The 24,377-nt window shown below is 70.2% G+C and carries 25 protein-coding genes and 1 tRNA gene; 16 read left to right on the forward strand and 10 right to left on the reverse strand.

The features are described from left to right. Positions 1-9: 9 nt before the first annotated feature. The 6 genes from AC0IY0_RS01640 to AC0IY0_RS01665 all read right to left on the reverse strand — a co-directional run bounded on the left by AC0IY0_RS01640 (position 10) and on the right by AC0IY0_RS01665 (position 7,355). Positions 10-2,388 carry a COG4223 family protein gene (locus AC0IY0_RS01640; protein WP_471762904.1) on the reverse strand — a complete coding sequence of 793 codons (2,379 nt, stop codon included), beginning with the start codon at positions 2,386-2,388 and terminating at the stop codon, positions 10-12. Then, the gene (locus AC0IY0_RS01645; RefSeq protein ID WP_471762905.1) at positions 2,351-3,070 is read right to left on the reverse strand and encodes a uroporphyrinogen-III synthase; all 720 of its coding nucleotides are present in this window, start codon (positions 3,068-3,070) and stop codon (positions 2,351-2,353) included. Before AC0IY0_RS01645 ends, AC0IY0_RS01640 begins: the two co-directional genes overlap by 38 nt. 3 nt (positions 3,071-3,073) lie before the next feature. After that, positions 3,074-3,961, reverse strand: a complete 888-nt coding sequence (locus tag AC0IY0_RS01650) for an aldose 1-epimerase family protein (protein WP_471762906.1) — start codon at positions 3,959-3,961, stop codon at positions 3,074-3,076. Positions 3,962-4,034: 73 nt separating this feature from the next. Then, positions 4,035-5,786, reverse strand: a complete 1,752-nt coding sequence (locus AC0IY0_RS01655; RefSeq protein WP_471762907.1) for an ABC transporter ATP-binding protein — start codon at positions 5,784-5,786, stop codon at positions 4,035-4,037. A gap of 449 nt (positions 5,787-6,235) precedes the next feature. Then, entirely contained in the window at positions 6,236-6,544 is a 309-nt protein-coding gene (locus tag AC0IY0_RS01660) for a hypothetical protein (RefSeq protein WP_246692411.1), read from the reverse strand. A gap of 130 nt (positions 6,545-6,674) precedes the next feature. Next, positions 6,675-7,355 (reverse strand): DNA-binding protein, encoded by a 681-nt coding sequence (locus AC0IY0_RS01665; RefSeq protein WP_471762908.1) that lies wholly within the window; start codon positions 7,353-7,355, stop codon positions 6,675-6,677. Positions 7,356-7,623: 268 nt separating this feature from the next. Here AC0IY0_RS01665 and AC0IY0_RS01670 point away from each other — a divergent pair, with 268 nt between their 5' ends. Both AC0IY0_RS01670 and AC0IY0_RS01675 read left to right on the forward strand, forming a co-directional pair. Further along, the gene (locus tag AC0IY0_RS01670) at positions 7,624-8,289 is read left to right on the forward strand and encodes a response regulator (RefSeq protein ID WP_419830187.1); all 666 of its coding nucleotides are present in this window, start codon (positions 7,624-7,626) and stop codon (positions 8,287-8,289) included. Further along, entirely contained in the window at positions 8,289-9,626 is a 1,338-nt protein-coding gene (locus AC0IY0_RS01675) for a sensor histidine kinase (RefSeq protein WP_147907005.1), read from the forward strand. The genes AC0IY0_RS01670 and AC0IY0_RS01675 overlap by 1 nt, the downstream gene beginning before the upstream one ends. A 144-nt stretch (positions 9,627-9,770) precedes the next feature. Here the strand turns inward: AC0IY0_RS01675 and AC0IY0_RS01680 are convergent, their stop codons facing one another. The 3 genes from AC0IY0_RS01680 to AC0IY0_RS01690 all read right to left on the reverse strand — a co-directional run bounded on the left by AC0IY0_RS01680 (position 9,771) and on the right by AC0IY0_RS01690 (position 12,234). Continuing rightward, positions 9,771-10,022 carry a hypothetical protein gene (locus AC0IY0_RS01680; protein WP_471762909.1) on the reverse strand — a complete coding sequence of 84 codons (252 nt, stop codon included), beginning with the start codon at positions 10,020-10,022 and terminating at the stop codon, positions 9,771-9,773. A gap of 32 nt (positions 10,023-10,054) precedes the next feature. After that, positions 10,055-10,486 carry a hypothetical protein gene (locus tag AC0IY0_RS01685; RefSeq protein ID WP_471762910.1) on the reverse strand — a complete coding sequence of 144 codons (432 nt, stop codon included), beginning with the start codon at positions 10,484-10,486 and terminating at the stop codon, positions 10,055-10,057. Positions 10,487-10,842: 356 nt separating this feature from the next. Beyond that, positions 10,843-12,234: an aminotransferase-like domain-containing protein gene (locus AC0IY0_RS01690; RefSeq protein ID WP_471762911.1), complete on the reverse strand. Its 1,392-nt coding sequence runs from the start codon at positions 12,232-12,234 to the stop codon at positions 10,843-10,845. Between the two features lie 113 nt (positions 12,235-12,347). Between AC0IY0_RS01690 and AC0IY0_RS01695 the strand changes: the two genes are divergently transcribed. After that, complete coding sequence (locus AC0IY0_RS01695; RefSeq protein ID WP_471762913.1) at positions 12,348-12,644, forward strand: DUF1127 domain-containing protein; 297 nt, start codon at positions 12,348-12,350, stop codon at positions 12,642-12,644. A gap of 62 nt (positions 12,645-12,706) precedes the next feature. Further along, on the forward strand, positions 12,707-13,093 hold the full coding sequence (locus AC0IY0_RS01700) for a Rid family detoxifying hydrolase (protein ID WP_147907010.1): 387 nt from the start codon (positions 12,707-12,709) through the stop codon (positions 13,091-13,093). Positions 13,094-13,451: 358 nt separating this feature from the next. Here the strand turns inward: AC0IY0_RS01700 and AC0IY0_RS01705 are convergent. After that, positions 13,452-13,528: transfer RNA gene (locus AC0IY0_RS01705), tRNA-Asp, on the reverse strand. Positions 13,529-13,870: 342 nt separating this feature from the next. Between AC0IY0_RS01705 and AC0IY0_RS01710 the strand changes: the two genes are divergently transcribed. From AC0IY0_RS01710 to AC0IY0_RS01765, 12 genes are all read left to right on the forward strand, one after another. Then, complete coding sequence (locus AC0IY0_RS01710; protein WP_007560754.1) at positions 13,871-14,236, forward strand: NADH-quinone oxidoreductase subunit A; 366 nt, start codon at positions 13,871-13,873, stop codon at positions 14,234-14,236. Between the two features lie 41 nt (positions 14,237-14,277). Further along, positions 14,278-14,877 (forward strand): NuoB/complex I 20 kDa subunit family protein, encoded by a 600-nt coding sequence (locus tag AC0IY0_RS01715; RefSeq protein ID WP_007560753.1) that lies wholly within the window; start codon positions 14,278-14,280, stop codon positions 14,875-14,877. A gap of 9 nt (positions 14,878-14,886) precedes the next feature. Further along, complete coding sequence (locus AC0IY0_RS01720) at positions 14,887-15,534, forward strand: NADH-quinone oxidoreductase subunit C (protein ID WP_147907011.1); 648 nt, start codon at positions 14,887-14,889, stop codon at positions 15,532-15,534. Positions 15,535-15,550: 16 nt separating this feature from the next. Continuing rightward, positions 15,551-16,741 carry an NADH-quinone oxidoreductase subunit D gene (locus AC0IY0_RS01725; RefSeq protein WP_147907012.1) on the forward strand — a complete coding sequence of 397 codons (1,191 nt, stop codon included), beginning with the start codon at positions 15,551-15,553 and terminating at the stop codon, positions 16,739-16,741. A 12-nt stretch (positions 16,742-16,753) separates the two neighbouring features. Then, positions 16,754-18,118, forward strand: coding sequence for an NADH-quinone oxidoreductase subunit NuoE (nuoE, locus tag AC0IY0_RS01730; RefSeq protein WP_471762915.1), 1,365 nt, complete (start codon positions 16,754-16,756; stop codon positions 18,116-18,118). A 5-nt stretch (positions 18,119-18,123) separates the two neighbouring features. Next, entirely contained in the window at positions 18,124-18,378 is a 255-nt protein-coding gene (locus AC0IY0_RS01735) for a hypothetical protein (RefSeq protein ID WP_471762916.1), read from the forward strand. A gap of 12 nt (positions 18,379-18,390) precedes the next feature. Beyond that, positions 18,391-19,692: an NADH-quinone oxidoreductase subunit NuoF gene (gene nuoF, locus AC0IY0_RS01740; protein WP_471762917.1), complete on the forward strand. Its 1,302-nt coding sequence runs from the start codon at positions 18,391-18,393 to the stop codon at positions 19,690-19,692. 4 nt (positions 19,693-19,696) lie between these two features. Beyond that, positions 19,697-19,885, forward strand: coding sequence for a hypothetical protein (locus AC0IY0_RS01745; protein WP_471762918.1), 189 nt, complete (start codon positions 19,697-19,699; stop codon positions 19,883-19,885). A 10-nt stretch (positions 19,886-19,895) separates the two neighbouring features. Then, entirely contained in the window at positions 19,896-21,977 is a 2,082-nt protein-coding gene (gene nuoG / locus AC0IY0_RS01750; protein ID WP_471762920.1) for an NADH-quinone oxidoreductase subunit NuoG, read from the forward strand. A gap of 10 nt (positions 21,978-21,987) precedes the next feature. Then, entirely contained in the window at positions 21,988-23,010 is a 1,023-nt protein-coding gene (gene nuoH / locus AC0IY0_RS01755; RefSeq protein WP_147853845.1) for an NADH-quinone oxidoreductase subunit NuoH, read from the forward strand. A 25-nt stretch (positions 23,011-23,035) separates the two neighbouring features. After that, on the forward strand, positions 23,036-23,524 hold the full coding sequence (gene nuoI, locus AC0IY0_RS01760) for an NADH-quinone oxidoreductase subunit NuoI (protein WP_007560744.1): 489 nt from the start codon (positions 23,036-23,038) through the stop codon (positions 23,522-23,524). 221 nt (positions 23,525-23,745) lie between these two features. Further along, entirely contained in the window at positions 23,746-24,366 is a 621-nt protein-coding gene (locus AC0IY0_RS01765) for an NADH-quinone oxidoreductase subunit J (protein ID WP_147907018.1), read from the forward strand. Positions 24,367-24,377 lie beyond the last annotated feature (11 nt).

The raw sequence follows: 24,377 nt of genomic DNA on the forward strand, positions 1-24,377 counted from the left end.
CGTCACTGCCTAGCGGCCTGGCGCCGCCGGGGCGGCACCGGAGGCCGCATCCGTAGGCAGGGCCTTGAAGACACCGGCGAGCAGGGCTCGTACGGACTCCTCGGCGGCGGCCCGGGCCTTGAGCTTGGCGGCGAAATCGCCGGCCTGGTCGCGCATCTCGGGCGGCAGGGCCGCGAAGGCCGCGGACGCCGCCGGCAGGTCGCCGCGGTCCAGCGCCGCCTGGACCTTGGCCTCGGGTTCGTCGGACGCCTCCGGCGTGGTGGCGGGCGCATCGACCTTGCGCACCTGCACGAGGCCGTCGGCCATGCTCAGGAGCTTGGTGCGGAAATCGCCGGTCTCGGCGGCGCTCCGGGCCAGCTGCGACCGGCGCTTGGCGGCGACTTGCTCGGCGACCGGCCGGAACGCGTTGGCGAGTTGGGCCGTGGTCGGCGCGCCGGTCTCGGCGAACGGCGCGAGCGCCGTGGCCTGGGCTTCCGCACCCGGATCCAGCTTGCGCAGCGTCGCGAGCGGCTCCGCGTAGGGCATGCCGGCCGCGAGCGCCGAGGCGACGCGATCGGCCACCACCACCCGCAGCGCCGCCTGAACGGTGGAGATTTCGGCCCGCTGGGACACGCTCTTGTCGAGCGCGGCGATCTTGTCGGCCTGCTCCTGCAGGCGGCGGTCGACCGCCTTAGCGGCCTCGGCGGCCTGGGTCTGACCCGCCTCCGCGGCGGTGCGGCTCGCCTGCGTGGCCGCCTGAACCGCCTCGGTGGCGGCCTTCACGCGGGCGTCGAGGGCCTGCTGAAGGCTGTCGAGGCGCTGGCCCAGGGCGGCGTCGGCCGTGGCATTGGCCTTGGTCCGCTGCTCGACCTCGCCCTGCAGGGCGGCGATCGTCTTCGACGCCTCGGCCGCGGCCCCCTTGTCGGGCTGATCCGCCTCGAGCGCCTTCACGCGCGCATCGAGATCGGCGACCTGCTTGGGATCGGCCGCCTGGGCCGCGCCGAGCTTGGCATCGCCCCCCTGATCCCGGCCGGGCTCCTCCTGGAGCGCGGCGACCCGCTGATCGAGGCTGTCGAGGCGCGCGGCGAAATCGGCCGGCACCGCCGCATTCGTCCCGGGCGCCTGCCCGTCCGTCGCAGCGCCGCCGGGGGCCGGGGACTTCTCCAGAGCCTGCCGGGCCGCGGCCTCTGCGGCGGCGACACGCTTGTCGAGGTCGGCGACGGCATCGCGCGGGGCGAGCCCGTCCACCCGCTTGTCGAGGGAGGCGACCTGGCCGGACAGGGACGGATCGGAGGCGTTCGGCCGCACAGTGCCGAGGCCGGCGCGCTCCGCGCCGAACAGCGCACCCGCGCCGATCAGGCCGCCGATGAGGCCGGCCGCCGCCAGGGAGCCGAACCCGGCCCGGGCCCGCCCGGCCGGCGGGGTCACGGGGTTCAGGGCCGTCGTCCCGGAGCCCTTCGGGGGCTCCTTCGCGGCAACCTTTGCAGTGTCCTTGGCAGTTTCCTTGCCAGTTTCCTTCGCAGCGTCCTTCGACCCGTCCCTGGGCGCATCCTTCGGGGCGTCCTTGCCGGGCTGCGGCGGATCGGGAATGCGCTTGGCCTTCAGGTCCAGGATCGGCCCGGCCGTGACCGCAGCGGCCGCGGCACCGGTCGCCGCAGCACCGGGCCGGGGACCACCGCCATTCTGTGCGCCCGCACCCGGCTGGCCAGCCTTGGTGGGATCCGGCTTGGTGGGATCGGGCTTAACCGCCTCGGGCTTGCCGGGTTCGACCTTGCCGGCTTCGGGCTTGCCGGGTTCGAGTTTGCCGGGCTCGAGTTTGCCGGGCTCGAGTTTGCTGGGTTCGGATTTCGGCCCGGCGATGCCGGACGCCAGCTTGGCCTCGGAGCCCGAAGAGGCCGTGGCGCCCGGCTGGGTCGCGGCAGGCTTGCTCTCGCCGGGACGATCCGTTCCAGCGGCGGACGGCTTGGCGCCGTCGCCAAGTAGTTTGCCGGCTTCTGGCTTGCCGTCGGCCGCGCCGGGGCTGCCCGGCTTGACGGTTAAGACCGGTTCGGTCGCCGGCTTGGGCGGAGTGGCCGCCGGAGATCCAGTGCCGGGTGCACCCGGCTGATTCGGTGCGACCGGCACGGGCTTGGCGCCCCCCACCGCGGGGGCGGGCGACTTCGCACCGGGCCGGGATTCGGTCCGGCCCGGATCGGGTTGCGCAGGGGTGGACGGAGCGCCGCCCGGCTTCGGACCGCCGGCTCCGGGCTTGTCGGCGTCGCTGGGTGGTGGCGTCACGGGCAAGTCCTCCAACTCTTCGGCGTCGCCGCGCCCCCGTAGCACCGCGGCGGCACCGGGCGCGAGGGCGAGATACGGCGGCTCTGTCCCGCTGTCACCGCGCGCCGTCGCCGAAGCGTGGCGCGAGGGCATCGAGCAGATCCGTTTCCCGCGGCCGTGCCGCAACGAAATGGACCGCGATGCCGGCGGCTTCCAGGGGGAACGCGACATCAACAGACAGGCAGTAATGCCTCAAGCGGCGGAAAGCTCCGCCGTGTCCCGATCCATCCGCGAGCGCGAGCGCGGCGGCCGCACTGCGGCGGGAGTAATGCAGCGCGGCATCGAGCGCCCCGGCGGCGAGTGCGTCGCCCACGGCAGCAGGCAGGGTCGGGACCAGATCCGCCGTGTAGGCCTCGACGATCACTATCGTGAATCCGGCGGCCGCCAGGGTCGCTTCGGGCTCGGGCTTGCGGGCGGTCCCGGTGGCGTGGAGCAGGCACGCCCCGGCCGGCAACACCTCGGCCACGAGGGCGGCGAGCCCGGCCGCGTCACCCGGTCCCTCCCGAACAGGCCCGAGCCCCGCCGCGCGCACACGCTCGGCGGTCCGGGGGCCGACCGCGAAGACCGGCAGCCCGCGCAGGCTTTGCGTGTCCCGGAGGGCCGGCACCGCGTGGGCGCTGGTGAACAGAAGCGCGTCGAACGAACCGGCGGGCGGTTCCGCGCCGGTCGGCCCGATCGCCAGCACCGGTGCCACGAGGGGGGCGTGCCCGCGCGCGGCCAGGGCCGCGCCGGTGCGGGTGGCCCCCGGCTCGGGTCGGGCGACCCAGACGCGCAACCGCTAGGTTTCCAGGGTCAGGCGGACGCCGTGACGAGCCTCGTCACCCGGTGGCAGCACGCGTTGCGCGTCGCGCTCCTGAAGCGGGCCGGAGAAATCCGCCCAGTCGGCGTGGCCGGTCCAGCACTCGAGCGACAGGAACGGCGCGGTCGGCTTCGTCCAGACGGCGAGGTGCGGGAAATCCTCCATCTCCATGCGGATCGCCTTGACCGCCCCCTGGCCGGGTCCGGTGAAGCGCATCCATCGGCTCTGCGCATTCCGGAACACGAAGGCTTCGGTGAAGATCGCCGGGTCGAGGGGCAGGGTATCGCCGGCCAGCGGGATCGGCTGCTCGTCGCGCAGCAGCAGCCCGCCGGGGCCGACCTGCGGGGCGAACGGGCGCTCGGGCCGCTCGAACGCCACCGCGTAGCCGCCGTCCCGGGCCCGCTCGCCACCCGCGAAGGGCCACGGGAAGGCCGGGTGGAACCCGAGCGCGTAGGGCAGGGGAACGTCGCCCGTGTTGACCACGGTGACGGTGAGGTCGAGCCCGGACGGCTTCACCCGGGCCGCGATGTCGAGGCGGAAGGCGAACGGGTAATGCACCCGTGTCTCCGGCCCGTCGGTCAGCCGAAGCGTCACCGCGTCGGCGCCGCGATCGACGACCGTGAACGGCAGGTCCCGGGCGAAACCGTGCTGCGCCATCGGGTAGCGCGCGGCCCCGACCGTCACTTGGCCGCCGGCCGAGGCGCCGACCACGGGGAAGAGCCAGGGAGCGTGCCGGTTCCAATGCGCCGGATCGCCGCTCCACAGGTACTCGGTGCCGCCGACCCGCCAGGAGACCGGCTCGGCCCCGTGGGTGGAGAGCACGGCCGTGGTGCCGTCCGGAGCGGTCAGGTCGATGCGCGTGCTCAAGCGTGCCTCCCGGGCGATCCTCGAACCGTCGAGGTAACGGACGCGGACCGGGACGCAAGGGGAGGGCGCCACCTCACGCCGCATTCCCCAATCCCGGCAGGATCGTCTCCGGTGGCCCGGAGGCCACTATCCGGCCGGCCTCCAGCACGTGGACCGCGTCTGCCCCCTCCAGGGTCGAGAGCCGGTGGGCGATCAGGATCACGGTGCGCCGGCCCGAGAGCGCCCGCAGGGCGCGCATCACGGCCCCTTGCGTCTCGTCGTCCAGCGCGGAGGTCGCCTCGTCGAACACGATCACGTCCGGATCGTGGTAGAGCGCCCGGGCGATGCCGAGGCGCTGGCGCTGGCCGCCGGAGAGCCGCGCGCCGCGCTCGCCGACGCGCGCGGCGTAGCCGTGGGGCAGGGCGGCCACGAAATCATGCGCGCCCGCGAGCCGGGCCGCGCGCTCGACGGCGGGCAGATCCGGCGCGTCGAGGCCGAGGGCGATGTTCTCGGCAACGGTGCCGTCCACGAGAAACACGTCCTGCGGGACGTAGCCGATGCGGTTCTGCCAGGCGGGGAGGGCGCTGGCGTCGAGCACGCGCCCGTCCACGGTGATCCGGCCCGTGCCCGGGGTGAGCACCCCCAGCAGCAGGCCGGCCAGGGTCGACTTGCCCGAGCCGGTGCGGCCGGCGAGGCCGATCGTCGTGTTGACCGGGATCGTGAGGTCGATCTCGGCCAGCGCCGGCCGGCCGGTGCCGTAATCGAAGCCGACCCCCTCCAGCCTGATGGCACGGCCGAAGGGCAGGCGCTCGTCGGTGCGTGGGCCGGGGCGGCGCTCGCCGGAGAGTTCATCGACGATCACCCGCACCACCGGGCTGTAGAAGCGCATCAGGGAGACGGATGTGAAAATGTTCTGGAAGGCCGGGAGCATCCGGTAGCCCGCGAAGGCGAACAGGCCGAGCAGCGGCAGGATCCCGGCCACATCCAGCCCCTGGGCGAGGGCGAACAGCACCACCACGATCACCCCGCCGAAGGCCAGGGCCTCGATCACGAAGCGCGGCATCTGGCCGGTGAGCAGGCTCTCGGCGGTGGCGATCGCGTAGGCACGCGCCGGGGCGTCGAACCGGCCCGCGAAGGCCTCGGCCCGGCCGTAGAGCTTCAATTCCGTGAGCGCGCCGAACGTCTCCTGCACGATCCGGAACCTTGCCTCGTTGTCGGCCACCGAGCGGCCGCCGAGCCGGGCGAGCCGGGCCCGCATGATCAGGTAGATCCCGACATAGAGGCCACCGAAGCCGCCGCCGAGGATCAGGGCGAGCTGCGGCGCGTAGGCCAGCAGGAACGCGATCACCGCGAGCGCCGAGGTCGCCCGCGAGGCCAGCACGGTGGCCGGGGTCAGCACGCCGACCACCAGCCGGTCGGTCTCGGACAGGACGTTCTTGGCAAGCTCGGCGCTGTTGGCCTGGGCGAAGAACAGCCGCTCCCGGTCGAGGTAGCGGAACAGCATCCGCCGGCTGAAGCCGTAGCCGGCCAGATGCGTGAACCGGAGCTGCGCGTAGGTCAGCCCGGCATTGACCACGGCGGTGGTCAGGATCGCCAGCAGCGCCGCCCCGCCGGTGACCAGCAGGAAGCTGCGCGCGTCGGCGAGCCCAAGGGCCTCGCGGGCCTGGGCCAGGTACGGCACGCGGGTCGCCGCCGATGGGTCGCCGACCAGGGTCAGGAACGGGATCACCGAGGCGACGCCGACCACCTCCAGCAGCGCCGCGCCCGCCAGGCCCGCCGCGATCAGGACGAGCCGGCGCCGATCGCGCGCATGCATGATGCGAACGAGATCGATCAAGGCGCGCATGGTTCGGGACGGATCGGCGGGAGGGGTCGCATGGCCGGGCCGGGCTTAGATGGCCCGGCGCCGGAGGGAAAGGCGGCTGGGCTTCCCGGCCCTGGGTCGAACACCCGCAGACATCGTCCCAAACCCGAAACGCTTGGTTTCCGAATGGCCCGAACCCAGCCCCTCTGGCGGGTTTGAATCGCGTTCTGTGCCGCTCGCCCGACAAGGCTGACCTTAGGCTCAGGCCTTTATGAAGCCGCCCCTGTCATCCCGGGGTCGCGGAGCGGAACCCGGGATCCAGAACCACCGTGGGATCAAGGCTTCGCATCGTCGGCGGCTCTGGATCCCGGGCTCGCCTCCGGCGCCCCGGGACGACCGGGAGGTTGATAGGGCGGCCTCCAGGCTGACCGAACCTGTGCGGGCCGGCACTTTCAACGGGTTGGGTGCTGGGCCTTATCAGACTTGGACGGTCAGTCGAGCTTTTTGAGCGAGCCCAGATCCACGTCGCCGTTCTGGCTCGAGAAGGTCAGCGACTTGGTGCTGCCGTCCGACTGCGAGACGCCGCCGATCCGGTGGTCACCGCTATCGTAGGTTGAGACCTGGCCGTCGCGCTCGATCAGGAGACGATGTTTGTCCGGGAAGAACGCGTATTTCATGCCGTTCTGGGAGCCGCTGGTCGAGGGATCGCCCAGGTCCTTCGGCCAGAAGGGCTCCATGCCCTTCATCGGCTCCATGGGCTTCATGGGTTCCATCGGCTTCATCGGTTCCATCGGCTTCATCGGTTCCAAGGGGTGCCTCCTGTTCAGCTGGGTGACAGGAGGACGCGGCAGGGGGGAAACGGTTGCATCGTGCCCTGACCGCCGGGCCGGAGATCGGTCCGGCGGCGCGCACATGCAGGCGACCGAGGCCTCAGAGCCGGGCGCCCGGGACCGGCCGCACGCGAACCTGGCCGTCGAAGCCGACATGGAGCTGGTGCTCGCGCCCGTCCCGGTCCTTGGCCGCGACGTCGAGGTGGCGCGGCCCGCGGCCGGTCACCCGCACGTCGCCGTAGCCGGCGGCCTGGACGGCGGCGGTCAGCGCCGGCACGTCCGGGTTCGGCCCGAGGCCGAGCTTGTCCTTGGCCCAGTCGAGGCTGCCACGCGGAGGTCCGCCGGCCGGCCCGATCACCACCTTGCGGCCGTCACCATGGGTCAGCACGCTGGCATGCAGGAACCCGGTCTCGAACCGGCCCTGCACCGTCACGGCCTCGCCTTTGGCCACGAGGTTGCCGCCCTCGCCGGCGGGGCCGGTCTCGACCAGCGCCCGGCCGGTGGAATCCTGGACCACGAACTTGTTACCAAAAATCTCGGCGACCTCGCCCTTGATGGCGGTGGCGCTCGACGGGGCCAGCGCCTGGATCGCCACCGGATCCACCGGGGTCGGCTGGAACGCGGTGCCCTGCGCCAGGGACAGGCCGGCGGCACCCAAAGCCAGGGGTGCGGCGATCGCGGCCACAACCCAGGTCCGCCCCGGGACCTTTCTGGTTGGCTTGGCGGAGGCCGGCTCGCGGATCTCGCGGGCGGTGCCGTCGATGGTGTTGTCGTCGCTCATCGTTGTCGTCCTCTTGAGAAGGTTCGGGACCCGATCGGTCCGTGGCGCCTTCGTAAGACGCCCCCTCAAATCCGGCCTGAACCGCCCGGTTCAGCCTCGGTTAAAGCCGTCCGCCTATGGCCGGATCGGCGCCGAGACGCGCGGGCGATCAAGGACTTGGCCGCGGGTGCAGATCCGGGGGCCGGATGGATGGGCAGCGTGAGAGAGCGGCCCTAACTTCCGGCAGCGCCGCGGTGTCGGGCGGGCCGGGGCGCGAGGGGGCAAACGTTTGAAAATCCTGCTGGTGGAGGACGACGCGGCCCTGGCTGCCGAACTGGCCAAGGTCCTGCGCGCGGAGAACTTCGTCCTCGACCGGGCCGCCACCGGCGAGGACGCGCAACATCTCGGCGAGACCGAGGGCTACGACGCGGTGGTGCTCGACCTCGGCCTGCCCAAGGGCGACGGCGTCTCGGTGCTGCGCGCCTGGCGGGCGGCCGGGCGGACCCTGCCGGTGCTGGTGCTCACCGCCCGGGACGGCTGGAGCGACAAGGTCGCGGCGTTCAAGGCGGGAGCGGACGATTACCTGGTCAAGCCGGTCCGGGTGGAGGAGCTGGTGATCCGCCTGCGCGCCCTGGTGCGCCGGTCGCAGGGCGGCGGGGCGAGCCGGATCGCCTGTGGCCCTCTCAGCTTCGATACGGGGCTCGGCGCCTTCGAGCACGAGGGCCTGCCGCTCAAGCTCACGGGCCTCGAATGGCGGGTCCTGTCCTGCCTGATGCTCAACCGCGACGCGGTGGTGCCGCGCCCGCACCTGATCGAGCGGGTCTACGAGGGCGACGCGGATGTCGATTCGAACTCCGTGGAGGTGATCATCACCCGCCTGCGCCGGAAGATCGCCCCCGCGCGGATCGAGAGCGTGCGGGGCCACGGCTACCGCCTGCGCGCGGATCCGGCCTGATGCCGCCGCCGAAGAAGAGACCGCCGCCGCACCGCTCCCTGCGGACCCGCCTGCTGGTGGCCGCCCTGGCGCTGGTGCTGGCGGCGCTCGTGGTGGCCGGGCTCGCCATCGGGGTGATCCTGCACCGCTTCGTCCGGGGGCAGATCGAAGGGCATCTCGACGCCCAGATCGTCGCGCTGCGGACCGGCCTGGAGGCGGGCCTTCTGCCCCGGGATCGCGACGCGCCGCCCTTCGACCGGGACGGGCCCGGCTGGGCCTGGGAGGTGCGCCGGGGGGCAGAGACCTTCGGCTCGGGCTCCCTGCGGGGCGGCCATATCACCGTCACCGAGCCGGGCCCCGACGACGAGCCCGACCGCCCGCATCCGGCGGACGGCACCGGGCCGCGGGGGGAGCGGCTGATCCTGCGCATCCTCGACGTGCCGGGCACGCCCCCCGCCACGATCGTCGCGGCGGCGCCCCGGGCGGCCCTGTACGGCCCCTTGCGCGAGGCCCTGACCAGCCTGGCGCTGGCGCTCGGCGTGCTCGGCCTCTGCCTGATCGCCGGACTGGCCCTGCAGGTGCGCCTCGGCTTGGCGCCGCTGCGGCGCCTGCGCGGCGACCTCGCCGCCGTGCGCACCGGGCACCGCGAGCGGGTGCCGGAGGAGCAGCCCGCCGAGATCAAGCCGCTGGTTGCCGAACTCAACGCGCTGCTGGACCAGAACGCGCAGAACCTGGAGCGGGCCCGCGGTCACGTCGCCAACCTCGCCCACGCCCTCAAGACGCCGCTGGCGACCCTGTCGATGGCGCTGGCCGAGCCTGCCCGCGATCCCGGGGGCGCCCTGCGCCTGCAGGTGGACGCCATGGACCGGCGGGTCCGCCACCACCTGCGCCGGGCCCGGGCGGCGGCGCTCGCCGGCTCGGCCCGGGGGCGCACGCCCCTGGCGCCCCGGGTCTCGGACCTGCGCGATGCGCTGGTGCGCCTCTACGCCGAGAAGGGCGTGGCGATCGAGCTGGCGGTGCCGGACGACCTCACGGTGCCCTGCGAGGGGCAGGACCTCGACGAGATGCTGGGCAACCTTGTCGACAACGCCTGCCGCTGGTGCCGCAGCCGCGTGCGGGTGACGGCACTCCCGCAGGCGAACGGCGTCCGGGTCGCCGTGGAGGATGACGGGGCCGGCCTCGCGGCCGAGGCCGCCGAGGCGGTCATGGCCCGCGGACGGCGCCTCGACGAGGGCGTGCCGGGCCACGGTTTTGGGCTGCCGATCACCCTCGAACTCGCCGAGCTCTACGGCGGCGGCTTAAGCCTCGGGCGATCGGATCTCGGCGGGCTGAAGGCGGAGCTGCTGTTGCCGGCGTGAGGCCGACCTCAATCTGTTCGTTGCGCCGCTCACCGTCATCACGCGCGGTTGGGACGTGATCGAGGGTTTGGACGCGATCCGCTTGGCGCTGGTGATGTCTGATAAGGGTGGTTTCGAGACAAAGCCGTGTGATCGGAACGAGGGTTAGCTGTCTCTCGGCGTACCGATGCCCAGGTGCTTGAACTCGGTACTCAGCCATTCGGCGCAGCGTCTGCGTTCCACCAGGTTACCGGCCTCCCCGAAGGCGCGCAGGAACCTCGCCAGCACCGTCAGCAACTTCTCCTCATCGATCGGGCGAGCGTTCGAGTCCGGGCGTCCGTAGAATGTCGAAACTGGCACGCCCAGGACGTCGGCGATGAGCTGGAGGGATCCCGCACGGGAGGCTTCGTCTGCCATACGCGATCTCTCCCAGGAACGGTCAAGGCGTGTCAACTTAGGACGACACCCGCTGCCTTGGGGCCCATCTGTGCGGCGATGTGGCGGCCGATGGACATCAGCGCGTCTCTCAAAACGTCCTGTACCTCGTCGTCCCTGGCCACAGCAGCTTGGTATGCGGCGCACATGGACGTGGCCACGTCGTCGAGATCGCCTTCATCGAGGCCGGCAAGGTTCAAGGCTTCGAGAATAGATAAGGGGTGGTCGGGCGCCTCGGGTTCAGCGTCAGCCGGCGGTGTCAGCCCCCACTGAGCGGAGATGCTGGCCCAGGCCTGTTGCAGGCGGAAACGAGACTGCGCGTTCGCTTCGCGCATGACGGCTGCCTCCCGGCGAACCGACCGCGCCTCAGCCATAAGCGCGCGGAGTTCGGCCTGCTTCGAGTGGAGCCAGTCATCACATTCCGAGGCATCGAAAATCGAGCTCATGACTAGGTCCCCGAGAAGCGATACACGCAACTCAGGATCGATGTGTCAACTCGGGTTTTCGACCATGAGTGTTCTGCGCGCGATACGCGGGAATGCTGTGGGTCGGAGGTGGAATGTCCACTTCGGGTCGCGAGGTCCGGGTTTGGTGGCCACCCCGAGCCGAAGTTGCCAGGCGGCCAACGAATGACCGCTATCGGGAAGCGCCTGTGGCAAACCAGGCGGCCAAGTTGGGTCGAACGCTGTCACCCTAAGCTCAAGCTTATCGGGCGCAGACCCATTGGGCGCCGTACCCCGATCAAGCGAGGAACCCCGCCAGGTCGCTGCGCTGCGCGCGCAAAGCCATGGCACCGGAGCGATCACGCCAGCGCCGCGCGCAGGATCGGCCGGATGCGCGGGTCGATGCAACGGGCGACGTTGAAGCGCATGTAGCCGTTCCAGTCGTCCGAGAGGCTGAACGCGGTGCCCGGCGCCAGGACCATGCCTTGCGCCATCGCCCGGCGCGCCACCTCGGCGCCGTCGCGCCCGTCCGGCAGGTACATCCACAGGAAGAAGCCGCCCCGGGGCTGCGCCCAGGGCTTCAGGCCGCAGGCGCCGAGCTCGGCCGAGGCCTGGACCATGGCGCCGGCCAGCCGCCGCTTGGTCTCGGCCAGATGCCGGCGATAGCAGCCCTCGGTGATCAGGCTGTGCACCAGGGCCGCGGTGAGGTGGCCGTTGCCGAGGCTCAGCGCCAGCTTGAGATCGACCAGCGGCTCGACCCAGTCGGCCCGCAACGCGATCCAGCCGCAGCGCGCGGCGGCAGACAACGTTTTGGAGAAGCTGCCGATCTGGATCACCCGGTCCAGCCCATCGAAGCCGGCGAGCCGCGGCGCGGGCTCGGGCTCGAGGTCGCCGAAAATCTCGTCCTCGACGATCAGGGTGTCGTGCGCCTCGCACAGCTTCAGCAGCCGGTGGGCGATGACCGGGGCGAGGCTCGCGCCGGTCGGGTTCTGGAGCGCCGCGTTGGTGAGGTAGAAGCGCGGGCGGTGCCGCTCGAGCAGGGTGCCCAGAGCCCGCAGGTCCGGTCCCTCCGGGGTCAGCGGCACGCCGACCACCGCGACCCGGTGGGCTCGCAACAGCGCCAGGAAATTGAAGTAGCAGGGATCGTCCACCAGCACGGTGTCGCCGGGCTGGAGCAGGAAGCGGCAGACCAGATCGAGGGCCTGCGTGGCCGATTCGACCAGCACGATCTGGTCCGGCTCGGCGCCGACGCCCTTCTCGGCGATCTTGCGGGCGATCTGGATCCGCAGGGGCTCGTAGCCGAGCGGGCGGTCGTAATTGGTCATCTCGGCCAGATCGGCCCGGGCCACCCGGCGCAGGCCGCGCCGGATCGCCTCGTGCGGCATCCACGAATCCGGCAGCCAGCCGGCCCCGGGCTTGAGCTGGTCCGCGCCGGCCTGCTGGGCCTGGCGGGTGATCCAGAGCGGGTCCACGATCCGGTCGAGCCGCGGACCCATCGCCTGGAGGGAGAGCGGCCGGGTCTTGCCGGCGACGTAGAAGCCCGAACCCGGCCGCGCCACCAGGGTGCCCTCGGCGGCCAGCCGGTCATAGGCCTCCACCACGGTCGATTTCGACACGCCCATGGATTCCGCGAACGCCCGCACCGACGGGATCCGGACCCCGGGCACGAGATGGCGCGCCGCGATGCGCTCACGGATCTCGCCGGCCACGGTCTCGACGCGCGTTCTGGCCGGCCTGCTCGCGACCTTCATCCGTACCGCCTTTCCGACCGGACAATTCTTCGAAACCGTACCGAACTGTTCCTGTCGCCGCCAGCCCCATGGCCGCAGGATCGCCGGGTTCCGGACAAACGAAGGATCGAATCATGGACCCGTGCCTCATCCCAACCGCCCACGCCCCGGGCAGATCGTCTTGGCTCGCCCGGGCTGCCCGGGCGGTCGCCGAGGCCGCGGCCGAGGTGCGGACGGGCCTGTCGCGCGCGGCGATGAACCGGCGCGTCCTGCACCGGCTCTCGACCCTGTCGGCGCGGGAGTTGAAGGATATCGGCCTGACGCCGCAGGACGTCGCCGACGCGGCCGTGCCGGGCCCCCGCGACGCCACCGACCTGCTGATCGGCCGGCGCAATGAACGGCGCCGGGCGCGGGGGGCGGACCGGCGTTGATTCTGCACCGGTGCGCATGGAATGGAGCCTCACGCGACCACGGCATTCAGGAGGGACCATTGATGAGCAGAGTTGCCGTGACCGCACCCGGTGCAACTGCCGTCGGCCCCTACGCGCACGCCGTTCGGGCCGGCGACACCGTCTATTTGTCGGGTCAGACTCCGATCGACGCGACGACCGGCCGTTTGGTCGAAGGCGGGTTCACAGCGCAGGTTCACCAGTGCTTTCGAAACCTCGAAGCTGTGCTGACAGCAGCGGGACTTGGCTTCGGGGACGCGGTGAAATGCAACGTGTTCCTGACGGACATGGGCGACTTCGCCGCGATGAACCACGTCTACGCCGAGTACTTCACGGCCCCCTACCCGGCGCGCACGACGATCGGCGTTGCGGCGCTCCCGCTGGGGGCACATGTCGAGATCGAGATGGTTGCCGCCGTCCCACGGCCCTGAGGGCGTACGCATGTTGAGCGGAACGTGGGCTCGGCAGGCGGTTGGGTCGGTGCGTGTGACCATCCATGAGAGGTCGGTGGGCACACGCCAACGACGCCGCCCAACACGCGCTCGCCGATCCTGGGCGTGACGATCCCCGGTGCCAACGTCGTGGCGATCAAGATCGGCCATGAGACGAGGGCTCCGCGCCCGCTCTGAACCGTCCGTGGCGGCTGGACTGCCACGTTGCCGCCGACATCTCACGTTCGAGGGCGCCGATCTGCCGACCGATCACGGTCCCAACGGCAGCGCAAACGCAAGAACGCCCCCGAGACGATCGGAGGCGCGGTTCGGGCATCATGTAGCGGTATTGTGGAAGTGGCGCGGGCGACGGGACTCGAACCCGCGACCTCCGGCGTGACAGGCCGGCACTCTAACCAACTGAGCTACGCCCGCACGGCGTGGTCGCTTCCGAGGGGGCGTTTCGCCCGGCGACGGGGCGGGGTGTATGGGCCAGACCGGGGACTGTCAAGCGTGTCCGTGACGGTTTTGTGCGGCGATGCGCCGGACGGGCTGCGCGCTTGCGTCGTGTTGCAGGCGAGCCGCCTGCGCCCAATCTCTGCACAAGGCACGACGTGCACTTTGTGCGACGCGACAAGCCATTGTCACGGGTCGGCGGCTCGACTAAGCCTCCGGCCGCGCGCATCCTGGCATAAGAACAATTCCACGGGCGAATCCGGTTCGGCGGCGCACCGCGGTTTCCCACGTCGATACGAGACGCTCTCGCGAGGCCCTGGCATGACCGGATTGTTGGCGGACTATCTTCCGCTCATCGTGTTCATCGGCGTTGCTCTGTTCATCGCCACCGCGCTGCTGGTCGTGCCGTTCCTGGTTGCGTTCAAAAGCCCGGACCCGGAGAAGCTCTCGGCCTACGAGTGCGGCTTCAATGCCTTCGACGATGCCCGCATGAAGTTCGACGTGCGGTTCTACCTCGTGGCGATCCTGTTCATCATCTTCGATCTCGAAGTCGCGTTCCTGTTCCCGTGGGCGATCACCTTCGGAGACCTTGGCTGGTTCGGCTTCTGGTCGATGATCGTCTTCCTGGGCGTGCTGACGGTCGGTTTCGTCTACGAGTGGCGCAAGGGCGCCCTCGAGTGGGATTGATTCGCAACAGCAGCCTGCCCGCACCGCATTCCGAGTCGCCGATGGCCTTGATCACCGACACGACCCACAGCCTGTCCCGCGCCCCCGCGGTCGCGCCCCAGCCGAAGGGGATCATCGATCCCAACACCGGCCGGCCGATCGGCGCCGACGATCCGACCTTCCTGTCGATCAGCGACGAGCTGGCCGACAGGGGCTTCCTGCTCACCACCACGGACGAGCTGATCAACTGGGCCCGCACCGGCTCGCTGATGTGGATGACCTTCGGGCTCGCCTGCTGCGCGGTCGAGATGATGCAGATGTCGATGCCGCGCTACGATTGCGAGCGGTTCGGCTTCGCGCCGCGCGGCTCGCCGCGCCAGTCCGACGTGATGATCGTCGCCGGCACCCTGACCAACAAGATGGCTCCGGCCCTGCGCAAGGTCTACGACCAGATGCCGGAGCCGCGCTACGTGATCTCGATGGGCTCCTGTGCCAACGGCGGCGGCTACTACCACTATTCCTATTCGGTGGTGCGCGGCTGCGACCGGGTCGTGCCGGTGGACATCTACGTGCCCGGCTGCCCGCCCACCGCAGAGGCGCTGCTCTACGGCGTGCTGCTGCTCCAGAAGAAGATCCGCCGCACCGGCACGATCGAGCGCTGAGGAGCGGGCATGACCAACGGCATCTCGATCCTGTCGCATACGCAGCCGGAGAGCGGCGAGTCCGCCCTCGCGGCGATGGCGGCGCGCATCACCGGCGCGCTCGGCCCGGCGGTGGTGTCCCACGCCACCGCGTTCGGCGAGCTGACCCTGGTGGTCCAGTCCTCCGACATCGTCTACGCGCTGACCTACCTGCGCGACGACCCGGCCTGCGCGTTCCGCAGCTTCATCGACATCTGCGGCGTGGACTACCCGCAGCGCGAGAAGCGCTTCGACGTGGTCTACCACCTGCTCTCGCTGCGCCACAACGCGCGCATCCGGGTGAAGGTGCAGACCGACGAGGTGACCCCGGTCCCTTCGGCGATCGAGGTGTTCCCCGCCGCCAACTGGTACGAGCGCGAGGCCTACGACCTCTACGGCATCCTGTTCTCGGGGCATCCGGACCTGCGCCGGCTGCTCACCGATTACGGGTTCGAGGGGCACCCCCTGCGCAAGGACTTCCCGCTCACCGGCTTCGTCGAGGTCCGGTACGACCAGGACGAGGCGCGGGTCGTCTACGAGCCGGTCCAGCTGACGCAGGAATTCCGGAACTTCGATTTCCTCTCGCCCTGGGAGGGCACGGATTACGTGCTCCCGGGCGACGAGAAGAAGTCGGCCTGAGGAGCGGAGCCGCCCGATGACCGAGCACAACATCCGCAACTTCGCGATCAATTTCGGCCCGCAGCATCCGGCGGCGCACGGCGTGCTGCGCCTTGTGCTGGAGCTCGACGGCGAGGTGGTCGAGCGCGTCGATCCGCATATCGGCCTGCTGCACCGCGGCACCGAGAAGCTGATCGAGCACAAGACCTACCTGCAGGCGACGCCCTATTTCGACCGGCTCGACTACGTGTCGCCGATGAATCAGGAGCACGCCTTCTGCCTGGCGATCGAGAAGCTCGCGGGCATCGAGGTGCCGCGCCGCGCGCAGCTGATCCGCGTGCTGTTCTGCGAGATCGGTCGCCTGCTGTCGCACCTGCTCAACGTCACCACGCAGGCGATGGATGTCGGCGCCCTCACGCCCCCGCTCTGGGGCTTCGAGGAGCGCGAGAAGCTGATGATCTTCTACGAGCGTGCCTCGGGCGCCCGACTCCACGCCAACTACTTCCGGCCCGGCGGCGTCCACCAGGACCTGCCGCCCAAGCTGATCGACGACATCGAGGCCTTCTGCGACCCGTTCCTGCAGGTCGTGCAGGATCTCGACGACCTCGTCATGGCCAACCGCATCTTCAAGCAGCGCAACGTCGACATCGGCATCGTCTCGGTGGACGAGTGCATGGAGTGGGGCTTCTCCGGCGTCATGCTGCGCGGCTCGGGCATCCCGTGGGACCTGCGCAAGGCGCAGCCCTACGAGTGCTACGAAGAGATGGCGTTCGACATCCCGGTCGGCCGGAACGGCGACACCTATGACCGGCAGGTGATCCGCATGGAGGAAATGCGGGAATCGGCCAAGATCATGAAGCAGTGCTGCGCCAAGCTGCGCGAGCCGGCCGGTCAGGGCCCAATCGCGGCCATCGACGGCAAGTTCGCGCCGCCGCCCCGCCGGGAGATGAAGCGCTCGATGGAAGCGCTCATCCACCACTTCAAGCTCTACACCGAGGGTTTCCACGTCCCGGAAGGCGAGGTCTACGCCGCCGTGGAAGCACCCAAGGGCGAGTTCGGCGTCTATCTCGTGTCCGACGGGACCAACAAGCCGTACCGCTGCAAGATCCGCGCGCCGGGCTTCGCGCATCTTCAGGCGATGGATTGGATGTGCCGGGGGCACCTTCTGGCCGACGTGTCGTGCGTGCTGGGCACCCTCGACATCGTGTTCGGCGAAGTGGATCGGTAAGGCGTTAGCAGGATGGCAAACCGCAGACTCGCGCCGGCCTCTGAGCAGCCCCAGAGCTTCGCGTTCTCCCCCGAGAACGCCGCCTGGGCGAAGACCCAGATCGCAAAGTACCCGGAAGGCCGCCAGGCCTCCGCGGTGATCTCGCTGCTCTGGAAGGCGCAGGAGCAGAACGGCGGCTGGCTGCCCCGGGCCGCCATCGAGGCGGTGGCGACCGAACTCGGCATGCCCAACATCCGCGTGCTGGAGGTGGCCACCTTCTACACGATGTTCGCGCTGGAGCCGGTGGGGCGCTTCTGGGTCCAGGTCTGCGGCACGGTGCCGTGCGATTCCTGCGGCGCCCGGGGCCTGAAGGAGATGCTCGAGGCGCGCCTCGGCCCCGCCGGCCACGTCTCGCCGGACGGCAACTTCTCGTGGCTCGAGGTCGAGTGCCTGGGCGCCTGCTGCAACGCCCCGATGGTCCAGATCAACCAGGACTATTACGAGGATCTGACGCCCGAATCGCTCGGCACCCTGATGGATGACCTCGCCGCCGGCCGGCCGGTCAAGGTCGGCTCGCAGGTCGAGCGCCAGGCATCCGAGCCGCTCGGCGGCCCCGACACGCTGACCGATCCGGCGCTGTTCGATGGCTCGCGGGTCGGCGCCTGGCGCAAGCGCTTCGAGGACACCGCGAAGTCCGGCGCCGACGACGCCGCGAAGGCGGACGAGGCGAAGTCGAGCGAGCAGCGGGCGGCGTCGCAGCCCAAGCCCGCCCGGCCCGACGCCGGACGCGCCGCCGAGCGCCCCGTCACCGATGCGCCGGCCCAGCGCGCGGCCAACGGCGAGACGCCGGTCAAGCCCGAGGATCGGGCGGACGCGGCCGAGACCGGCCGCTCGACGGCGAAGGGCGGCGCCCCCCGGGAGGGTGACGCGGACGTGCGCGAGGCGCCGGCCGAGGCGGTCTCCAAGGACGAGCGGGCCGGGGGCGACCAGGGCAGCCAGGCTGTGCCGGATCGCGGCACGGTCCCGCCGCAGCCGGAGGCGTCCGGCGCCAGCGAGGGCGAAGTCGCGGCGGAAGCCGAGGAGGCGCGCGTCGCGGACGCCCTGGCGGCCCTGCCGATGGACGCGACCCCTGAGCAGAAGGCGAACGCGGTCGGCACCCGTCCGCCCGGCCTGGATGCCGCCCGCGCCGGCCGGCCGGACGACCTGACCCGGATCAAGGGCATCGGCCCGGGCGACAGCCAGCGCCTGAATGCACTCGGCCTCTACCATTTCGACCAGATCGCCGCCTGGGGCCGCGACGAGATAACCTGGGTCGGCACCTACCTCGCGTTCCCAGGTCGCATCGACCGGGAGGACTGGGTGGGCCAGGCTCAGGCGCTGTCGGGGACGGGAGTTTGACCACCATGACCGCGGTGACGAACGAACGGATCTACGAGGTGCTGAAGGTCGTGCAGGCGCGCGCCGGGAACATGGACGGAGGCCTGCGTGAAGTGCGCGGCGAGTCGAAGGGCGTACGCGGCGATCAGCAGGCGCAGCAACTGCAGATGAACCCCGTGCAGACCGATATCGGCACCCTCTACGAGACGTTCGGCGCCCTCGACTCCCGGCTCGCCCGGATCGAGCGCCGCCTCGACATCACCGACGCTCCGGTCAGCTGAGGAACGAAGAACATGCTGTCGGATCAGGATCGCATCTTCACCAACCTCTACGGCCTGCATTCGCCGGGCCTGGAGGCTGCCAAGCAGCGCGGCGCGTGGGACGGGACCAAGTTCCTCCTGGAGCAGGGCCGCGACTGGATCATCGAGGAGATGAAGGCGTCGGGCCTGCGCGGTCGCGGCGGCGCGGGCTTCCCCACCGGCCTCAAGTGGTCGTTCATGCCCAAGAAGTCCGACGGGCGCCCGCACTACCTCGTGGTCAACGCCGACGAGTCCGAGCCGGGCACCTGCAAGGACCGGGAGATCATGCGGCACGATCCGCATCTCCTGATCGAGGGCTGCATGCTGGCCTGCTTCGCGATGGGCGCGCATGCCTGCTACATCTATATCCGCGGCGAGTACGTGGCCGAGAAACACGCCCTGCAGCGGGCGGTGGACGAGGCCTACGAGGCCCGTCTCGTCGGCCAGTCGAACGTCCACGACTTCCCCTTCGACATCTACGTCCACCACGGCGCCGGCGCTTATATCTGCGGCGAGGAGACGGCGCTGATCGAGAGTCTCGAGGGCAAGAAGGGGATGCCGCGGCTCAAGCCGCCGTTCCCGGCGAATATGGGCCTCTACGGCTGCCCGACGACGGTCAACAACGTCGAGTCGATCGCGGTCGCCGGCACGATCCTGCGCCGGGGCGGTTCGTGGTTCGCCAGCCTCGGCGGCAAGAACAACACCGGCACGAAGCTGTTCTGCGTCTCCGGGCACGTCAACAAGCCGTGCAACGTCGAGGCCGAGCTGGGCATCACCTTCCGTGAGCTGGTGGACCGGCATTGCGGCGGCATGCGCGGCGGCTGGGACAACCTGCTGTGCTCGATCCCGGGCGGCTCCTCGGTGCCGCTGGTGCCGGCCGATCAGATCATCGACGCCAAGATGGACTTCGACACCCTGCGCAACCTCGGCTCCGGCCTTGGGACCGCGGCGGTGATCGTGCTCGACCGGTCCACCGACATCGTCGCGGCGATCACCCGCATCTCGTACTTCTACAAGCATGAGTCGTGCGGCCAGTGCACGCCCTGCCGCGAGGGCACCGGCTGGATGTGGCGCGTGATGCAGCGCATGACCGAGGGCCGCGCGCAGAAGCGCGAGATCGACATGCTGTTCGAGGTCACCAAGCAGATCGAGGGTCACACGATCTGCGCGCTCGGCGACGCGGCGGCCTGGCCGATCCAGGGCCTGATCAAGCACTTCCGGCCCGAGATCGAGAAGCGGATCGACCGCTACACGGCCAACCCGCATTCCGATCCCATCCCGATGGCGGCCGAGTAGGCCGATGACGGGCCGGCCGGAAAGCCTGAATCTCGTCGATCCGCGGCGCATCGACCACGCGGCCGATCGCCGGGGTGACGCTGCCCGCGCATGGAAGGGCCGCATGGCCGCGGTCGAGGATAACTCTGCCGGCGTTCACCGGCGGATCGACAGGATCGAGCGTCGCCTCGATCTCGCCGACGCCCCGCACTGAGATTGCACCGATGACAAAGATCCTCGTCGACGGCACCGAGGTCGAGGTACCGGCCGAATACACCCTGCTCCAGGCATGCGAGGCCGCCGGGGCCGAGATCCCGCGCTTCTGCTTCCACGAGCGCCTGTCGATCGCCGGCAATTGCCGGATGTGCCTGGTCGAGCTGAAGGGCGCACCCAAGCCGGTGGCGAGCTGTGCCTACGCGGTGAAGGATTGCCGCCCCGGACCGAACGGCGAGCCGCCCGAGGTGCTCACCCGCTCCGGCCTGACCAAGAAGGCCCGGGAAGGGGTGATGGAGTTCCTCCTCATCAACCACCCGCTCGATTGCCCGATCTGCGACCAGGGCGGCCATTGCGACCTGCAGGACCAGGCGATGGCCTACGGGGTCGATTCGACCCGCTACCAGGAGAACAAGCGCGCGGTCGAGGAGAAGCATATCGGTCCGTTGGTGCGGACCGCGATGAACCGCTGCATTCACTGCACTCGCTGCGTGCGCTTCCTGGCGGAGGTGGCGGGCGTGCCCGACCTTGGCGCCATCGGCCGCGGCGAGGACATGGAGATCACGAGCTACCTCGAGCAGTCGATGGCCTCGGAGCTCCAGGGCAACGTCGCCGATCTGTGCCCGGTGGGCGCCCTGGTCCACCGCCCGCAGAGCTACAACGTCCGCCCCTGGGAGCTGAACAAGACCGAATCGGTCGACGTGATGGACGCGGTCGGCTCGTCGATCCGCGTCGACACCCGCGGCCGCGAGGTGATGCAGATCGAGCCGCGGGTCAGCGAAGAGATCAACGAGGAGTGGATCTCGGACAAGACCCGCTACCACGTCGACGGGCTGCGGATGCAGCGCCTCGACCGGCCCTACCTGCGCGAGAACGGCCGGCTGCGGCCCGCCTCCTGGGGCGAGGCGTTCCAGGCCATCGCCTCCAAGGTGAAGGGCACCGATCCGAAGCGCATCGGCGCCGTGGTCGGCGACCTCGCCGGCGTCGAGGAGATCTTTGCGCTTCGCGAGCTGATCAAGAGCCTCGGCTCGCCGAACCTCGACTGCCGTCAGACCGATGCCGGCCTCGATCCGGCGCTCGGCCGCGCCTCGTACCTGTTCAACCCGACCATTCCGGGCATCGAGGCCGCGGACGCGATCCTGATCGTCGGCGCCAACCCGCGCACCGAGGCCTCCCTCCTCAACGTGCGCATCCGCAAGCGCTGGCGCATGGCGCCGCTTGCGGTCGGGGTGATCGGCGAGCCGGTCGACCTGACCTATCCCAGCCACTACATCGGCGCCGGCCCCGAGTCGCTCGCGGGCCTCGCCCGCGGCGAGCACAGCTTCCTCGAGACCCTCAAGGCCGCGAAGGCTCCGCTCGTCATCGTCGGCGCCCATGTCGAGGCCGGTATCCTGGCGGCGGCCGCGACCCTCGCCAAGAAGATCGGCGCGGTGACGCCGGAGTGGAACGGCTTCGCCGTGCTGCACACGGCCGCCGCCCGGGTCGGCGCCCTCGATCTCGGCTTCGTGCCGGGGGAGGGCGGCCTCGATTTCCCGGCCATGCTGGCCACCGGCGGCGTCGACGTGCTGTTCAACCTCGGTGCCGACGAGCGCGACGTCGCCCCGGGCGCCTTCGTGGTCTACCAGGGCACCCACGGCGACCGCGGCGCCTCCCGGGCGGACGTGATCCTGCCGGGTGCGGCCTACACCGAGAAGTCGGCGACCTGGGTCAACACGGAAGGGCGGGTCCAGATGGGCAACCGAGCCGGGTTCCCGCCGGGGGATGCCCGCGAGGATTGGGCGATCCTGCGCGCCCTGTCGGACGTGCTGGGCCGGCGCCTGCCGTTCGATTCGCTCACCGCGCTGCGCCGGGCACTCTACGCAGCCCACCCGCATCTCGCGGCGGTCGGGACCGTGGAAGCCGGCGATGTCGCGGCGGCCGTGGACCGGCTGGCCGGTCTCGGCGGCGGCACGGGCGGCCCCGCCTTCGCTTCGCCGGTGACCGACTTCTATCTCACCAACCCGATCGCCCGTGCCTCGCGGGTGCTCGCCGAGTGCTCGCGCCTGGCTCGCGAGCGTGCCGCCGAAGCGCGGCCGCTCGCGGCGGCAGAGTAGGGATCTCACGATGACCTCGCTCGAAATCCTCGGGACCGTGCTCCTGATCGTGCTGAAGAGCTTCGTGCTGCTCTCGGCGCTGCTCGTCTTCATCGCCTACGCGCTGCTGGCCGACCGGAAGATCTGGGCGGCGGTGCAGCTCCGGCGCGGACCCAACGTGGTCGGCCCGTTCGGGCTGCTGCAATCCTTCGCCGACCTGCTCAAGTTCGTGCTGAAGGAGCCGGTGATCCCGGCGGGCGCCAACAAGGCGATCTACCTGCTGGCGCCGCTGGTCTTCGCGATGCTGGCCCTGTCGAGCTGGGCGGTGATCCCGCTCGCCGACGGCTGGGCGATCGCCGACATTAACGTCGGCATCACCTACATCTTCGCGATCTCGTCGCTCGGCGTCTATGGCGTCATCATGGGCGGCTGGGCCTCGAACTCGAAATACGCGTTCCTGGGCGCGCTCCGGTCGGCGGCACAGATGATCTCCTACGAGGTCTCGCTCGGCTTCGTGATCATCTGCGTGCTGCTTTGCGCCGGCTCGCTGAACCTCTCGCGCATCGTGATGGCGCAGGACACCAGCCTCGGCCTGTTCGGCTGGTACTGGCTGTGGCTGTTCCCGATGTTCGTGGTGTTCTTCATCTCGGCGCTCGCCGAGACCAACCGCCCGCCCTTCGACCTGCCGGAGGCCGAGTCGGAACTGGTGGCCGGGTACATGGTCGAGTATTCCTCGACGCCCTACCTGCTGTTCATGCTCGGCGAGTACGTCGCCATCATGAGCATGTGCGCGCTGGGCACCGTGCTGTTCCTGGGCGGCTGGCTGTCGCCGATCCCGTTCGCGCCGTTCACCTGGGTGCCGGGCGTGATCTGGTTCATCCTGAAGGCCAGCTTCCTGTTCTTCCTGTTCGCGATGGTGAAATCCATCGTGCCGCGCTACCGCTACGATCAGCTCATGCGCCTCGGCTGGAAGGTTTTTCTGCCCATTTCGCTCGTCTCGGTGGTGGTCGTGGCCTTCGTGTTGAAGCTCACCGGCCTGGCCCCGGGCGCGTGATCCAACGCAAACCGGAGATCACGGCATGAAGCTGGATCAGGTCGCCAAGAGCCTTCTCTTGAAGGAGTTCGTGTCGGGGATGATCCTCGGCATGCGCTACTTCTTCAAGCCGAAGGCGACCATCAACTACCCCTTCGAGATGGGCCATCGCGGCCCGCGGTTCCGGGGGGAACATGCGCTGCGGCGCTATCCCAACGGCGAGGAGCGCTGCATCGCCTGCAAGCTCTGCGAGGCGATCTGCCCGGCCCAGGCCATCACCATCGAGGCGGGCCCGCGCCGCAACGACGGCACCCGCCGCACCACCCGCTACGACATCGACATGGTGAAGTGCATCTATTGCGGCATGTGCCAGGAAGCCTGCCCGGTGGACGCCATCGTGGAGGGGCCGAACTTCGAATTCTCGGTCGAGACCCGCGAGGAGCTGCTCTACGACAAGCAGAAGCTCCTGTTGAACGGCGATCGCTGGGAGCGTGAAATCGCGCGCAACATCGCGATGGATGCGCCGTACCGCTAGGGCATCATCCCGAAAGGCGGTTGCCGGCTTTCGAAAAAAGATGATGCGACGCAAAGAGATAGCGCGTCGTCCCGGTTCCGTTGCCCGGGATGATGCGCTAGAGCCATGCCGGGGGTGCTGTTGTGCCACCGGCGACCGGGTTCTATAGACGGGCCGCCCGCTGCGGCCCGTTTCCACGCAAGGCAGAAGGGGCCGCTCCGGCGGCCGATCCCGACGAGCGCATGACTGCAGCAGCCGCCTTCTTCTACCTGTTCGCGAGCGTCACGGTCGCGTCGGGCTTCATGGTGATCGCCTCGCGCAATCCCGTCGCCTCGGTGCTGTTCCTGATTCTCGCCTTCGTGAACGCCGCCGGGCTGTTCGTCCTGATGGGCGCCGAGTTCCTGGCGATGATCCTGGTCGTCGTCTACGTCGGCGCGGTCGCGGTGCTGTTCCTGTTCGTCGTGATGATGCTCGACGTGGACTTCGCCGAACTGCGCCAGGGCTTCCAGCAATACCTGCCGGTCGGCGGCCTGATCGGGGCGATCTTCCTGGTGGAGCTGCTCCTGGTGGTGGGCTCCTGGACCATCGATCCGGGCCTCGTGCAGGCACCGCTTGGCAACGTCGCGGCGGCCGAGAACCTGACCAACGCCCAGGCGCTGGGCCGGGTGCTCTACACGGATTACGCCTACTTCTTCCAGCTTGCGGGCCTGATCCTGCTGGTGGCGATGATCGGCGCGATCGTGCTCACCCTGCGCGACCGCCCGGGCGTCAAGCGCCAGAACATCGCGGTCCAGAACGCCCGCACCCAGAGCATGGCGGTGGAGACCCGCAAGGTGCCCTCCCGCCAGGGTGTCGAGGTCTGATGCGCGATTTG

The sequence above is a fragment of the Methylobacterium sp. AC315 genome (assembly GCF_979253755.1).